Here is a 14,111-nt window from a genome sequence, read left to right on the forward strand (position 1 = left end):
TTTTTTATGCGCCGGACTCACTCTGTTCTTGCTGCGTGAGCTCTTCTAATCTTGTTAAAATTCTACGCTTTCGGTATTGCATCATGCCTGTTTCGGCAATTCCTTTTAATTGGGAGCGGTTCGAAACTGCACCAAACAAAATCCCAGCGATGGGCACAAGCTGAAACAGTTTCTTCCAGCCAAACGAATCCCGGTAATTATAGACGACCTCACGCCACCCTTGGATTTGGGAAATCATGTTTTCATGCTTCCCTTCGGATGCATGATAGCTTTTCAGCTCTTTTAGAATCGATTTCTTTCCAACGACATCAGCAGAGTTCAGCTGCAAGCATTTAATGATGAAGACCCGCTCCTCTTTGTTTTTAGGGTCATAGCCATAGGTGACGGCAATATCCTGTAATGTTTTCAGGGAGAGGCCCAGTACCGCAGGAATATCAGCAGCTAGTGTAAACATTCCGCCGACACCAGTTGTCGCCCCTTGCACCGTCGCGAGATTCGTTCTGTTTTTCCCCATATGTTCACTAATGGCATCCATCATTTCGATTGGTGCCTTTCCAATATCCTCTATACGCTGAATGGATTCGCCCTCACACTTCTTTTGAAATTGATGAATGATGCCTTTTTCCGATGTCAAATAGGCACCGCCAGATTGAATGTAATGACCCATTTCATCAAGCAGCACACCGATTTTTTTCTGAATAAAAGCAGGCGTCAGCTTGTCCAGCATTTGAAATGGAAGGCGGCTGAGTTTCTCCCAGAACCATACCTTTTGCTGGTCTTTCTCCCACTTTTCGATCTCCTTTAATTGTGCTTTTAGCCACTCTCTTTCCTCCATGCCATATGCCTCCTTAGATGCCGCTGAAGTATTTGTCTGTTATTATACACAATCCTTGTCCATCATACGTATAGAACATTGAAGCGGTTCCGAAAGGTTTTAATCTTTTTCAAAACGGTTATTGCTTAATAAACAAACAAAAGAGGAGTGATCAACATGTTAGGATTTCTAATTTCATTAGTTGTGGCGATTGTCATTGGTCTCATTGGGAGTGCACTTGCTGGAGGCAGTGTACCAGGAGGATGGATCGGCTCAATGATTGCTGGGTTTGTAGGTGCTTGGATTGGTCATGGATTACTTGGAACGTGGGGTCCTAGTCTGGCAGGCTTTGCGATCATTCCAGCGATCTTAGGAGCAGCAATCTTTGTCATTATTTTAAGCCTGATCTTCCGCAGCGTGGGATCAAGGGTATCTTAAAAAAACAAATAACAGAGGAAGCAGTAGGGACACCGTCTAAGGGGCGGTGTTTTTTATGTTGCGCGTTGACAAGGTATCTATTTTTTTCACTTACATATGATAAACAAACCTATTAGTTCAGATAGTTGACTTTTCATGAAGATGGGCATATGATGATAAAAAATTGCATGAAGGAAACTTTTTGTGCCCAAGCAAAACTTTGTAGAATCTAGGTGATGACATATGACAAACAAATACATCGAGGCACAAGCACACATGTCAGAGGCAGCTGAGCGTGCACTTGAAGGAAAGGTCAAAGGATTTAGAAGGCTTCTTCCTTTTCTAGGCCCTGCTTTTATCGCTGCCATTGCATATATTGATCCAGGGAATTTTGCCACCAACATTGCGGCTGGCTCCAAATATGGATATCTCCTCTTATGGGTCATTCTCATATCAAATCTCATGGCTTTGCTCATCCAATCCTTGTCCGCAAAGCTTGGAATAGCGACAGGTAAAAACTTACCTGAAATCGCACGTGAAGAGTTTCCAAAACCCGTCTCCATCGGTTTATGGATTCAGGGCGAACTCGTCATTATTGCCACAGATTTAGCCGAGTTTATCGGGGCAGCACTTGGTTTATACTTGCTCTTTCGGATCCCGCTGCTTGAAGCATCCATTATTGCAGCTATCGGATCATTTGCGATTTTAGAATTGCAAAGACGGGGATATCGCGCATTAGAAGCCGGCATCACCGGCATGCTGTTCGTTGTCGTGATCGCTTTCGCTGTGCAAACCTTTGTCGCCAAGCCTGATATGGCAAGTGTCGCAGGCGGGCTTTTCATTCCAAAATTTGATGGCGCAGATAGTGTGCTGCTTGCAGCTGGAATTTTAGGTGCCACTGTGATGCCGCACGCGATCTATTTACATTCAGCTTTAACCCAAAGAAGAGTCGTCGGCAGAACGGAAAAGGAGAAAAAACAGATTTTCCGTTTTGAGTTTTTAGATATCCTCATTGCGATGCTAGTCGCTGGAGCCATCAATGCCAGTATGTTGATTGTGGCAGCCGCTTTATTTTATAAAAATGGCCTCTTTGTTGAAGATCTGGATGTTGCGTTCCAGCATTTTAGCACACTAGCAGGCCCTGTATCAGCTATCTTATTTGGTGTAGGCCTGCTTGTAGCCGGACTATCAAGCTCTTCTGTCGGTACATTGTCAGGCGATATCATTATGCAGGGTTTTATTCAATACCGGATTCCGCTGTATGTCCGCCGGCTGATTACTATTATTCCCCCTATTGTGATCATTGCATCTGGGGTGAATCCGACATCCGCACTTGTGATGAGTCAGGTGGTCTTATCCTTTGGTATTGCCTTTGCTTTAATTCCGCTCATTTTATTTACAAGTAAAAAACGAATTATGGGCGAATTGACGAATGCCAGCTGGGTAACAGGAATATCTTGGGTGATAGCAGCTCTTGTTGTCGCACTCAATCTCTTTTTAATTGTGGATACGTTTATGTAAAAGACAGTCGTGATGCTGTCTTTTTCTTTTCATATGGTTATGGTAAAATTCCCCTGAGAGGATGTGGGCACATGTTTTTTTATCAGGATCAAGAGATAGCCATGCGGCTGCTTGAGCCAAGAGACGCAAGAAGTCTATATTTGCTCATCCAGCGGTCAAGAAAGCATTTACGTGAATGGATGCTTTGGGTGGATTCAACGAAAACAGAAGAAGACAGCATGGCGTTCATTCAAGGCGCAATGCAGCAAGCCATGCAGAACAACGGTTTTCAAGCGGGCATTTGGTCACATGGAGAGCTTGTCGGGATCATCGGCACCCACCAAATTCATTGGATCGACAGGACTGTTTCAATTGGCTATTGGCTCGGAGAAGGCTATCAAGGAAAAGGCATCATGACAAAAGCGTGCAAAGCAGTCATTCGTTATTTATTTGAAGAATGTGGACTGCACCGCATTGAAATCAGAGCTGCTGTCGATAACCAGAAGAGCAGACGCATCGCAGAACGATTATCCTTTTCGCTTGAAGGCATTTTGAGACAATGTGAATGGCTGGGAGACCGCTTTACGGATCATTGTGTATACGCCCTTTTACAGCCTGAATATATGGAAGAAAAAACGCATTCTATGAATCAGTCCACTTAATTGTGTCGATTGCATGAATTATTTTACAAAGTGAAGCTTTGTAGTATCCGTTGCGATCAGCATCTGATAGAATAGAAGGAAAAATCGAGGTATGAAGTATGTCTCTTATTATTTTGTTTTACTTATGGATTGTCCCATTATTATTTGGCATTTTCTTCTCATTCTTAACAAAGAAAGCCACATACAAACGCCGCTTTGTCCCATCATATAGCATGGCAGGACTCAGCATCGTTTTTCTCATTCTGGCACTTGTCTTTTCAGCCAGCCATTTTCTATTCATTTGCGGTATGTTCCTTTTTGCCACAACCCTTGTCGGCACAGGCATCCCTTTATTTTTAGCCTTTACAAAAACACCGTCATAAACAAAAACCACCTTTTCTCAATGGAAAGGTGGTTTCTTTTTTATTGATTTGGCATTCTGTAAGTCACGGTGGCATCTTGATTGGCTTCAATTGTTTTCACAATGTCTTCAAGGATCTCTGATGCTCGATCATTTGAATCATACTTGCCGAGCGTCTTCACCCAAGTATCGCTTCCTGCAATCATCCCTTCAATCTTTTTGCCGGCTACAGTGACTTCATGAACATGAACGAAACTTTGCTGGTTTTGTGTGAAAATCCATAGCATGGTTTTTTTCTCCTTTATGATTTGAAATGATTTCTACCTGCTTTCTTCTCATTTTAAGCTACTTTAACTGAAAATTCATTTGAACATTGATCAATCATTGAATTTTTCAGCATAAATGAGATCTGATTCACTAGGTTCTGCCTTAAGCTCTTTCACATTACCTTCTTTATCATATTTTATATAAGTCATCTCTCGACCAGCAATACACTCACATTCATACTTTTTATTTCCATTCTCAAAAAACTCGACTTGATATCCATCCACAGCGTTCTTCCTCATATACCCTATTTTTTTCACAAAGCCATTTGGATAAAATTCCACATACTTCCCCTGTTTAATACCTTTCTCTACATAGAAATAACTTTCAATATGTCCGTTTTCGTACATATCATAGGCTAGTCCAGTAAAGAGTTGTTCTTCCCCTCCTGAAGTATATTCCACAATTGCTAGTTCGTAGGGTCCACCATACTCTAGAGATTTTTCAAACTCAGTGCCACTTTCTATAACTATCTTCTTTGACAATATATCATTTAACATATAAAAACCCTTTCAGTTTCTAACTTTCAACAAAACGAAAATCTATTTTAACTAACATGAAATCTCCTTATCCACTGCTCAAGAAATCATTCCTAACACTTTCTTTTAGCAATCTAAATTTTTGTCTGCTCAAAAATAATCTTTGTTTTCAATTCCAGTTTAAAAATGGAATCCATTGTACTTCTTTAAACATTTTTGTCTTAACTCTCTTACGGCTTTTAGAGATTATAAGATTCACTTCGAAAAATGTTCTGTCATTGATCTTAACTAATGCTATTTACTGTATCACCAGAATGAATAGCATAAGGTTTAAACCCACTTTTCCTCTGAAACACAAAAACCTCGAAAGGTTTTTAGCCGTCAAGGTTTTTTTGTATTTCATAATACTCTAATTCAATGCATCTTCTAATGTTTTCTTTTCATGTTCTAACATACCACTTATAATAATGCCACATACTACTTCATCTTTGTCCAAAGCAAGTCCTACTGTATCGTTTTATAAAATAGACACTGTATCATTTTCTGAAAATGAAATTAAGACCTTATCTAACCCTATATATACGTCTAATTTACCTTTCTCATCTATATAGGTCTTATCATTATGTTCTTCTACTTGAAAATTTGGTACTCCTTTAATCACATTTATATTTTTGTTATCCAATTTAAAATTTTCCATTTTGTGTACATTTTCACTTAATGTACATCATCATGTCTCCTTCTAAGGCATATACACAGCATGCTTTATTACAGGTAGTAATCCGTCTCCGCGGGGTTTACTAAATATTAATTCCCAATTTCCTATCTTCATAATTTCTTCGTATTTAATTCCTTGCTTAGCAAATACCCTCACTTGTCCCTCTATCCTATATTATTAATTCTATAATAGTACAACCTTCATGAATCAGCCAATGTCATCCAAGGTTTAAATTTCTTATAGAAATAAAAAACACCTGTTGCCTAAGGCAATCAAGTGCTTATAGTTAATTCTGTAACATAATCTTGAACTTTACTGAACTGGCCCCATAAATTCAGTAATAATAAGAATATGCTCCTTCAATTTGACTTTTTTTAGATTCTCTACTTTTTCTGCTCCTCCTAAACTCAATAGAGGGGTGTATCCAAAACACTCGTCATAGCCAGGGGCACTGTATTTACTAATCGCTTCAGGATAAGGCTGCCACATTAATTCATCGTTCATAAATTCATTATCTTTTAAGTCATCAAAAAAGAATTCAAATCCTGATGAAACAACATGGACATAACCTTTCCTAAAGTTTAATAAATTTAAATACTTATCTTTTTCCCATACTATAATATCACCCATTGCAGTAGTAAAAATAGGAATTGCCTGCTCATACCTTACATAACTTCTTTCTAAAATATCTAAATAATCGTCTGGATTGATAACTTTTAAAAAGTTATTAACGAAACTACCAAAACCAAATTTTTTCCACGTTTCTATTAATTCTTCAGGAATTTTATTCTTATATTTTAAAATAACATCTTCATCAACTGTTTCATATTTTATATAATCACTAAATATAGTTTCCAATTAAAATACCCTCCTTTAATTATTGAGTTAATTTCACATTTAAGTAAGTATTCTTTAGCTGCTCAGGTGACATATTCTTAGCAATTCCCCTAATTTGCTCATCAGCAACATCAATTCTATATTTCCATTGTGAACCTATCGAGGAATTTACTTTTTTATCCCCCAAACCTCCAATAATGTCTGCTCTTCCTCCAGCTATTTGATCTGGATTATGCAGTGCTGCTTTTGTTTCCAGCCATTCCGTAGCTTGCTTTGTCGCAGCTGCTCTGGAAAGGCCTTGTTTTCGTAGTTCAGCAATTTTATCTTTAAGTGCTTCTTGCCTAGCCATTTTTTGAGCTGCATTTCCTTCTATCGCTCTACCTTCAGCAATATATCTATCTCTATTTTTCAGATACTCGTCAACCGTTAACTCATTCATACCTTTTTCTTGGTCTTTTAATTGTCTTGCGAACTCTTCAGAATCATGTTTAACATTTCTTTTAAAATTAACTTCAATTTCTTTTATTCTAGGGGCATCTTCTAAATGCTTTACATCTCCCGCACTCTTAACCCCCATCTTACCATGAAACCCTTTAGCCCCAAACGGCAAAAGCATCCCCAGAGCCGCATTCATACTCGCTTCCTGCTGTTCTTTCGAGATCTTATTTCCAAACATGTCTCGGCCTGTGATCGCTTCGCTGAAACCGTTGGTGGCGGTGAGACCATATAAGCCTTTTTGAGATGTTTTCAGGGCGTCAAAGGATTTCTGTGAAGTCTTGTAGATGTCGACTGCCCTGACTGCGGCTGATGTGGCTTGGGTTGTTTTATAGACAGCTTTCCCACCTTTGAAAATGCGGCCTGCCCAGCCAACGATTGGGATGTATCCGGCTGCTGCCATGCCACCTGCCGCGACTCTCTGTCCTGCCGTGAGCTCTTCGCCTGTGATTGGATCAATGCCCGTTGCGGCACGTTTTGCATCGTTCACACCAGTCAGTTCATTCACGATGTTTCCACCATAATCGAGCGCTTTTTCATACCAAGGGCGGTTAGCGAGTGCCTCTTGTTCCTTTGCGATCTCGCGGGCTTCTTCTTGTTCTTTTTTGATTTTCAGATATTCAGCAGTTTGCTTCTCAATATCGCTTTTTGCCTTGTAGATTTCGCTATTTTGATACGCTTTCTTGTCAAAATTCATAGGCGAAATCGCTTTTCCATCATTTGTCGCATTCATCATTTCAGCGTACAATGCCATTGTAGCTTGCTGCTCCGTCTCTGACAAAGCATATTCATCTTTTAAATTTTGATCAAGCTCTCTTAGTTCTTTGACCGTCTTTTTTCGTTCATCTTCCGCATCTTCTATTTTTTCATCAAAGGTTTGACTATCAAATACCTCTAGGGAAATGAGGTCATCAATGTCTTGAAAAATCGTTTTGAGTGCCTTTTTTTGATCCTTTACAATGCTTTTGGCGTTTTTGATGCCCATATGTACTGCGTTGTCTAAAAAGTGTTCCTCTATAAAGGTATCGCCGCCAAAGCTCGTATCATCCAGTGTCCCAGAAACACCTTCATGAAAGGCTTTTTGCTTATCAATGAAGCTAATAAACATGTCTACATTTCCAGCAAGCTCTTTATAAAAGCTTTTAATGTTATCGGCACCTTTCCCAGTGAAATCATTACCGAGATTGGCAACACCTTGTAATGCCTTTTTTAAATCTACCATTTGTTCGCGGAGTTCCTGATAGTGTTTTGCCCTTGTGTCCATGGCACTTGTTAGTGCTTTTGCATCAAGTATCTTGCCCAGAAGAAGTCACTCCCTCCATTATTGATCATAAAGTCTATTTTACCTTTCTCAGCAAATTGGAAAAATAGGCTTTAAGTTACAAAAATAATTTCCAAATATTTTTAGAGGGAATAAAACAAGTGATAATTGAAATGTTTTTTCTTTTCAGCAAAAAAAGTCAGTCCTCTTTTGAGAGGACCGACTACATTTTGTTTAGAAAAAGCGTTTTAAACTTTTCTTGAGTGGAGGGATATCCAACTCGCCTTTTTCAAAGAATTTTTTCAGTAAGTACTTACTAAAACCGGCTGCTTGTGTATACGTAATTTTCCCAGGTAACGGCGGTTCATTGGTGACAGCAACATCAATAATGACGGGTTTATCAGATTGAAGGGCTGTATCAAAAGCCGGAGCTAGTTCTTCATGTGATGACACGGAGATTCCTTTGCCGCCACATGCTTCTGCAAACTTAGCAAAATCAATATCTTCAAGCTCTATGCCATAATTGATGTTTCCTTTTACCTGTTGTTCATATTCAATCATTCCAAGGTTACTGTTGTTTAAGATTACAACAACGATCGGAAGCTTATATTTTACCGCTGTCACAAAGTCTTGCATGACCATTGTGAAGCCACCATCACCACAGACAGCAATTGCTTGACGATTCGGTTCATTTAACTTAGCAGAGATCGCTCCAGGCAAACCACAGCCCATTGTGGCAAGCCAGCTGGAGATGATGAAATCCTGCTGTTTCATTTCGAAATGGCGGGCCATCCATACGGTCACATTCCCTACATCAACAGAAAGAATGGCGTCGTCTTCGACTGCTTCTTCTAATCTAGCAATGACTTGCTGCGGTTTAAGCGGTGATGTGGCAACGGATTTTTCCTTATCCATTTCTTCTCGCCATTTCATCATATGCTCAGTACAAGCTTCAAGGAAACCACGCTGCTCTTTATATTCAATGTAGGAGGTCAGCTCCTGCAAACCACTCTTGCTGTCACTCACGATTCCTACGTCTACTGGATATCTTTTACCGATTTGATCTGGTTTAATATCCAGTTGAATGGCAGGTGTGTCCTCAGGTAAGTAGTCTCTATATGGGAAGGAAGTGCCAAGCATAATTAAGAGATCACACTCTTCCATCGCTTCATATGCTGGCTTCGTTCCAATTTGACCTAGGTTCCCTAAAAAGTATGGATGTCTGTCTGGCACAACCCCTTTTGCAGGAAGTGTAATGACAATAGGTGCAGCAGCCTTTTCTGCAAACGACAGAAGCTCTTCTTTTGCATTTCTTAATCCTTTACCTGCTAAGATGACTGGCTTCTTCGCATTGTTAATCAGCTGTGCGGCTTTTAACAGTTGATCTTTCTTTGGCCGTACTTCTCCCTCAACATAAAGAGGAGATGTATAAACAGGCTTACGCTTAATTTTTTGAGAAAATAAGTCATCCGATACGGTGAGAACTGCCACACCTTTGTGGGTATAAGCTGCTTTAATGGCTTGATTCAATAAATCAGGCAGAGCTTCTGCAGTTTGTACCTGCTGATTAAAGACAGCGACGTCATCAAACATCCGCTCTAATTTGATTTCTTGAAAGGCGTCTCTCCCTACTTCATTCGAAGCAACCTGCCCTGCAATTGCTAATACGGGTGCCCCATCTGCTTTTGCATCGTATAGTCCATTTAATAAGTGGACAGCACCCGGTCCAGCGATGGATAAGCAGACACCGAGCTTACCTGTTAGTTTGGCATCAGCCGCCGCTGAAAGTGCCGCCACTTCTTCATGTCTCGTTTGTATAAATTGTATTTGGCTTGATTCATGCCTAAGCTCTTCAATCAATTCGTTTATGCTGTCGCCGGGCATTCCATAAATATGTTTTACGCCCCACTCTTCCAGTAGCGCTGTTACTTCTTTTCCTGCGGTTCTTTGCGGCATGTGAGAAAACTCCTTTTTTCTTACTCCATACCACCGCACCCTTTTGATCAAACGTTTCAACTTGCTGCTACTTTTTAAAATGATATGGAAGGGTGGCGACCACTATATCCCGCTTCCATAATAGACGGAATCTTAATAAAAAGGCAGATTGGTTATGCAAAATGGTGTGCCATCTTTTTTTCGGGATGAATTGAGGCACGAGCACCATCACTTTATATTGATGAGCATTTGCTTTTGCCTCAACCGTTTCAAGAAATTTATCAAGCGGATGAATAAGGCTTCGATAAGACGAATGCAGCATCACAAGCCGCACACCGCTATTCAGTTTTTCCCAATCCGCTTCAATTTTCTTATCTTTTTCTTTATCAAAGGATACATGAACTGCTATGACTTGCTCTGATAAGGATTTTGCATATTGAACAGATTGTTCAACGACACGTGTTACACCAGCTATTGGCACAATGACCACATTTCCTTTAATCTCAACAGGCTCTGTTTCATTCATTAAACGCAGTTGTTCTCCAACAGACAGATAATGCTTTTTAATGGAATGAAAAATCAATAGCACAATTGGCATGAAAACAAATAATGGCCATACAAGATGAAACTTGGTCAAAATGAGAATCATGAGAACCGTGAAAGAAATCAGTGCTCCGACTATATTGATAGGCATTTTCGTTTTCCAGCCCTGCGGTTTTTCACGAATCCATTTCATACACATGCCGGTCTGTGACAAGGTAAATGGAATAAATACACCGACAGCATATAGCGGGATGAGGTGTTCCGTTTTCCCATCAAACAACCAAATGAGCAGCATGGAAGCTACACCTAAAAAGATAATGCCATTAGAATAACCAAGTCGATCCCCTCTTACTGTAAACATGCGCGGCATATATTTATCCTTTGCTAAGTTGACCGCCAATAAAGGAAAGGCGGAAAAGCCGGTGTTTGCCGCTAATATCAAGATTAAAGCTGTGACAGCCTGAATGACATAATAGAAAAATGTACGTCCAAATGTATCTGATGCAATTTGTGATACTACCGTTTCTTCTGGCTTTGGTGAGATGCCAAAACCAAACGCAAGCAATGTCACGCCAACAAATAATACGGCTAGTAATCCACCCATCATCAATAATGTTCTCGCTGCATTTTGTGCAGCTGGTTTTTTAAAGGATGGAATGGTATTTGAAATGGCTTCTACCCCAGTTAGTGCAGAACAGCCAGACGAAAATGCTTTTAATAAAAGAAATAATGTAATGCCAGGTACATGTGTGCCTATCGCTGTATGCTCAGGTGCTGGAGGCACGCCTCCTGTTAATAATTTAAAGCCGCCGACTCCAATTAAAATAAGGAGTGATATGACAAACAAGTATACGGGATAAGCCAAAATAGATGCCGATTCTGTCAATCCACGAAGGTTAAGCACCATGATCAAAATGACCAATACAATTGAAATCAGCACATGATATGGGTATAGTGCCGGAAAAGCCGATGTGATGGCATCGGTACCCGCTGATATACTCACTGCTACAGTCAAAATATAATCTACAAGCAATGATCCGCCTGCGATCAGTCCTGGTTTTTCACCTAAGTTTCTGCTAGAGACGACATAGGCCCCGCCGCCTTCTGGATAAGCATAAATAATCTGTCGGTAAGATAAAATTAACGCCATTAAAAGAATTAATACACAACCTGCAATCGGGAGTGAGTACCAAAATGCTGCTGCACTAACGACTGAAAGAACAATCAAGATTTGTTCCGTACCGTATGCAACGGATGACAATGCGTCTGATGACAATAATGCCAACGCTTTGATTTTTGATAGTTTTTGTTCTCCTGCTGCCTGTGATTTTAATGGTTTCCCAATTAAAATACGCTTCATCAAACTGTACATGTGATGCCCGCTCCTTTAGTGTCAAACGATTTAAGTTACAAAAGATGGATCGCCAAAAAGACACAGAGGCAATAGAATGCCCCTGCGTCTATTGTTTAGATCACAGGTTGGTCTTTGCTCTCTTTAACGCTTACGAGGTTAGCTGACGGATTCGGGCGCATGAGATTTTGCCCTACCTAAAAAGGATTCACCCCACGTAGTGCTTTACACTACTAATGGTTCCCCCGCTCATCGAAATGATTCAGCGATTGGTCTTTTATAAAAGAGATCATACTCCCGTTTGATACCAAAGTAAAGACATTTTTTCAAGGTCTTTTGATCGTTTATCAATCAGTCTTTTTGCGGTTTTTTCGTACGAAATAAATAATCATCACGACCACAAAAATAATTAGCACAGCGATACATGCAAAGTAAATCCAAGAATCACCAACGCCTTGCTTTTCACCTTTTTGAAGATCATTTGTTGTGCTGCTGACTGTTTGATGATTAGAGAACATGTCCTTGTTTTTGCTCTCGATTGCAACTGTTGCCGTTTCCGTATTTGTTTGCAGGAAACGAATCACTTCATGTGAAAGATCAGCGTCGGCTGCATTCATTCCTGAAAAGACGGTCATTGTTTGTTCTTTATTCCATACAGATGGCTGCGTCCATACAATACGAGCAGTCGTTTCGTTGATCATACCAAAGGAGGATACATCATACTGATCCTTTTTCGCTGGAACGATGAGATCTTCTGCTTTTTCTTTTAAAAGAGAGAACGTATGGATGCCCCCGATGAAAATAAGAGAGTGATTTTTCAATTGATCATTTGTCACATTTGATGCTTTGATCAACTGATATTGAGCAGCTTCCGGCTGACTAAATGATTCTGTCAGCATCGCCATTTGATTGATCGTTTCTTGCTTGATTTGATCTGGCAAGATGATCAATGTTTTTCCTTGCTGCGTTTTTGATGTGAAAGGAAGCGGCCATGAAGCTAAATCTGGTGTATCACTAGTCGTCCCTTCTGGTATTTGAAGAGAGCTGTTCTTATCAATGTAAATCCAGCCTTCTTCATCCGTATGCCTGCAGGCTTCCATGTTTTTAAAGCCTGTAGTGACAAATTGGAGATCAATATATTCGTTCTTTTGAAGTACTTGTGAATCTACTGGAATTGACACATGATAGAATCCATTCCCATCTTTGTTTCCTAGTTTCGTTAACGGTACATCGTGTGGTTCGTTATTGATCATGACTGTTAAGCGTTCCGCTTTGTTCGCTGTATCAGATTTTTTAAATGATAGATTGAGTTTTGCACCTGATTTCTGATTAGCGATCAATGCCTTCGGATAATAGTAATGATCAGATGCCGTCTTTTTTGTTCCAACCGTAACATCATCACCACCAAAATCTTTTAAACGAATTTGATGAGATGGTTTTGATGCTTTAGCCGTAACCTTTTGAAGGAGTAAATCAGTCCCAGTGAGCTGATCGGTCAGTTCTGGTTGAGTCAAGACATTGATTTTTTCGGCAATTATTTTGGGCTGTTCAGCAGTGACAAATAAAATGGGCTGTTCTTTTTTCTTCCCTGTCAAGGTTCTCACCGCTAATGTGAGTTGATTGCTTGCTGTTTTCATCTTCGCAGCTTGCTCGATCGATTTCATTCGTCCATCCCAGTTTCCTTTTGCTCCTACAGCAATGGTTGGATGCGCGATTTGCTTCAGGTCCTTTTCTTGGACAAGTTTGAGGTCTGCCTCTCGGTCTTTGTTTTTCAACGTCCGATATACTTTCATAGCCGCTTCTAATTCAGATGCTTCCGGTGAATTTGGCATCACAATATCTGTTTGTTCTTTCTGATCACCTGTTTGAATGAAAGGTGAAGGAAAGCTGTCTAACGTCACGTCTTTCGTTTGAGTCCCTTTGAAATCCAGCTCACTTTCAGGGTATACTTTCAGCCAATTGGCAGGTGTCTCTTGGTTGATACACACACCTTCTTTTAACACGCCATAAAAGGCGAGCTGAATTTGATGAGATCCTTTTTTCAATTGCGTTTTGTTCAATTTGATTTGAATCGATTTCTTTTGGTTTTTCCCTGATACGGGAATGGTCTTTTCAATCTCTCCATCGATCATGACTGTGAATGAAGATGGCGAAATGAGTAATGGTGAAGCCTCTATATTCAATGTAAGGGTGCTAGACTCTACTTTTTCTTTTTCTATTTGATAGGAAAATTCAGTGCGGTCTTCTTGTCCATACAAGGTCACTACATCTTCTGATAAATGCTGCGTTTCTGTCTGGCTTCCTTTAGATGAGCGAATCCAGTCATCTTTCACTTGTACTCGATTTGATTGCGCCATTGCTTGACCCGCCATGAAAAAAGGCTGAATGGCAAGGGATATCACCAATATAAAAATCATCCATTTTACCGATTTCAATAT

General features: G+C 40.1%; 12 protein-coding genes and 1 riboswitch. Of the genes, 4 read left to right on the top strand and 8 right to left on the bottom strand.

The window, feature by feature from the left end; translation table 11 throughout:
- Nucleotides 1-4 precede the first annotated feature (4 nt).
- Nucleotides 5-835, bottom strand: coding sequence for an EcsC family protein (locus tag MHI60_RS04955; protein WP_073203922.1), 831 nt, complete (start codon nucleotides 833-835; stop codon nucleotides 5-7).
- Between the two features lie 156 nt (nucleotides 836-991).
- On the opposite strand from MHI60_RS04955, the gene MHI60_RS04960 reads away from it, so the two are divergent.
- From MHI60_RS04960 to MHI60_RS04975, 4 genes are all read left to right on the top strand, one after another.
- Complete coding sequence (locus MHI60_RS04960; RefSeq protein WP_024427360.1) at nucleotides 992-1,252, top strand: GlsB/YeaQ/YmgE family stress response membrane protein; 261 nt, start codon at nucleotides 992-994, stop codon at nucleotides 1,250-1,252.
- Nucleotides 1,253-1,474: 222 nt separating this feature from the next.
- Nucleotides 1,475-2,752: an Nramp family divalent metal transporter gene (locus MHI60_RS04965; protein ID WP_144472970.1), complete on the top strand. Its 1,278-nt coding sequence runs from the start codon at nucleotides 1,475-1,477 to the stop codon at nucleotides 2,750-2,752.
- A gap of 71 nt (nucleotides 2,753-2,823) precedes the next feature.
- Nucleotides 2,824-3,393 carry a GNAT family protein gene (locus tag MHI60_RS04970; protein WP_095407787.1) on the top strand — a complete coding sequence of 190 codons (570 nt, stop codon included), beginning with the start codon at nucleotides 2,824-2,826 and terminating at the stop codon, nucleotides 3,391-3,393.
- Between the two features lie 98 nt (nucleotides 3,394-3,491).
- Nucleotides 3,492-3,755: a hypothetical protein gene (locus tag MHI60_RS04975; protein WP_008346966.1), complete on the top strand. Its 264-nt coding sequence runs from the start codon at nucleotides 3,492-3,494 to the stop codon at nucleotides 3,753-3,755.
- Nucleotides 3,756-3,795: 40 nt separating this feature from the next.
- Here MHI60_RS04975 and MHI60_RS04980 read toward each other — a convergent pair whose 3' ends face one another.
- The 7 genes from MHI60_RS04980 to MHI60_RS05010 form a co-directional block, all read right to left on the bottom strand.
- Entirely contained in the window at nucleotides 3,796-4,020 is a 225-nt protein-coding gene (locus MHI60_RS04980; protein ID WP_144472972.1) for a hypothetical protein, read from the bottom strand.
- Nucleotides 4,021-4,110: 90 nt separating this feature from the next.
- Entirely contained in the window at nucleotides 4,111-4,557 is a 447-nt protein-coding gene (locus MHI60_RS04985; RefSeq protein ID WP_144472974.1) for a hypothetical protein, read from the bottom strand.
- A gap of 1,006 nt (nucleotides 4,558-5,563) precedes the next feature.
- Nucleotides 5,564-6,109 (bottom strand): T6SS immunity protein Tdi1 domain-containing protein, encoded by a 546-nt coding sequence (locus tag MHI60_RS04990; RefSeq protein ID WP_144472976.1) that lies wholly within the window; start codon nucleotides 6,107-6,109, stop codon nucleotides 5,564-5,566.
- 19 nt (nucleotides 6,110-6,128) lie between these two features.
- Entirely contained in the window at nucleotides 6,129-7,847 is a 1,719-nt protein-coding gene (locus MHI60_RS04995; protein ID WP_342502672.1) for a T7SS effector LXG polymorphic toxin, read from the bottom strand.
- A gap of 231 nt (nucleotides 7,848-8,078) precedes the next feature.
- Nucleotides 8,079-9,800 (bottom strand): pyruvate oxidase, encoded by a 1,722-nt coding sequence (locus tag MHI60_RS05000; RefSeq protein ID WP_144472980.1) that lies wholly within the window; start codon nucleotides 9,798-9,800, stop codon nucleotides 8,079-8,081.
- A 67-nt stretch (nucleotides 9,801-9,867) separates the two neighbouring features.
- Nucleotides 9,868-11,694, bottom strand: coding sequence for an APC family permease (locus MHI60_RS05005; RefSeq protein ID WP_144486165.1), 1,827 nt, complete (start codon nucleotides 11,692-11,694; stop codon nucleotides 9,868-9,870).
- Nucleotides 11,695-11,806: 112 nt separating this feature from the next.
- Nucleotides 11,807-11,951, bottom strand: a riboswitch (cyclic di-AMP (ydaO/yuaA leader).
- A 69-nt stretch (nucleotides 11,952-12,020) separates the two neighbouring features.
- Nucleotides 12,021-14,108, bottom strand: coding sequence for a cellulose biosynthesis cyclic di-GMP-binding regulatory protein BcsB (locus MHI60_RS05010; protein WP_144486163.1), 2,088 nt, complete (start codon nucleotides 14,106-14,108; stop codon nucleotides 12,021-12,023).
- Nucleotides 14,109-14,111: the final 3 nt, after the last annotated feature.

The sequence above is a fragment of the Bacillus sp. FSL K6-3200 genome (assembly GCF_038630485.1).
In the GTDB taxonomy this organism is placed as follows: domain Bacteria; phylum Bacillota; class Bacilli; order Bacillales; family Bacillaceae; genus Bacillus; species Bacillus safensis.

Bases quoted from the DNA above. Each gene is read 5' to 3' on its own strand.
- MHI60_RS04985 (WP_144472974.1), bottom strand. From the start codon at position 4,557: ATGTTAAATGATATATTGTCAAAGAAGATAGTTATAGAAAGTGGCACT.
- MHI60_RS04975 (WP_008346966.1), top strand. From the start codon at position 3,492: ATGTCTCTTATTATTTTGTTTTACTTATGGATTGTCCCATTATTATTT.
- MHI60_RS04955 (WP_073203922.1), bottom strand. From the start codon at position 835: ATGGAGGAAAGAGAGTGGCTAAAAGCACAATTAAAGGAGATCGAAAAG.
- MHI60_RS04965 (WP_144472970.1), top strand. From the start codon at position 1,475: ATGACAAACAAATACATCGAGGCACAAGCACACATGTCAGAGGCAGCT.
- MHI60_RS04995 (WP_342502672.1), bottom strand. From the start codon at position 7,847: ATGGACACAAGGGCAAAACACTATCAGGAACTCCGCGAACAAATGGTA.
- MHI60_RS04980 (WP_144472972.1), bottom strand. From the start codon at position 4,020: ATGCTATGGATTTTCACACAAAACCAGCAAAGTTTCGTTCATGTTCAT.
- MHI60_RS04970 (WP_095407787.1), top strand. From the start codon at position 2,824: ATGTTTTTTTATCAGGATCAAGAGATAGCCATGCGGCTGCTTGAGCCA.
- MHI60_RS05005 (WP_144486165.1), bottom strand. From the start codon at position 11,694: ATGTACAGTTTGATGAAGCGTATTTTAATTGGGAAACCATTAAAATCA.
- MHI60_RS05000 (WP_144472980.1), bottom strand. From the start codon at position 9,800: ATGCCGCAAAGAACCGCAGGAAAAGAAGTAACAGCGCTACTGGAAGAG.
- MHI60_RS04960 (WP_024427360.1), top strand. From the start codon at position 992: ATGTTAGGATTTCTAATTTCATTAGTTGTGGCGATTGTCATTGGTCTC.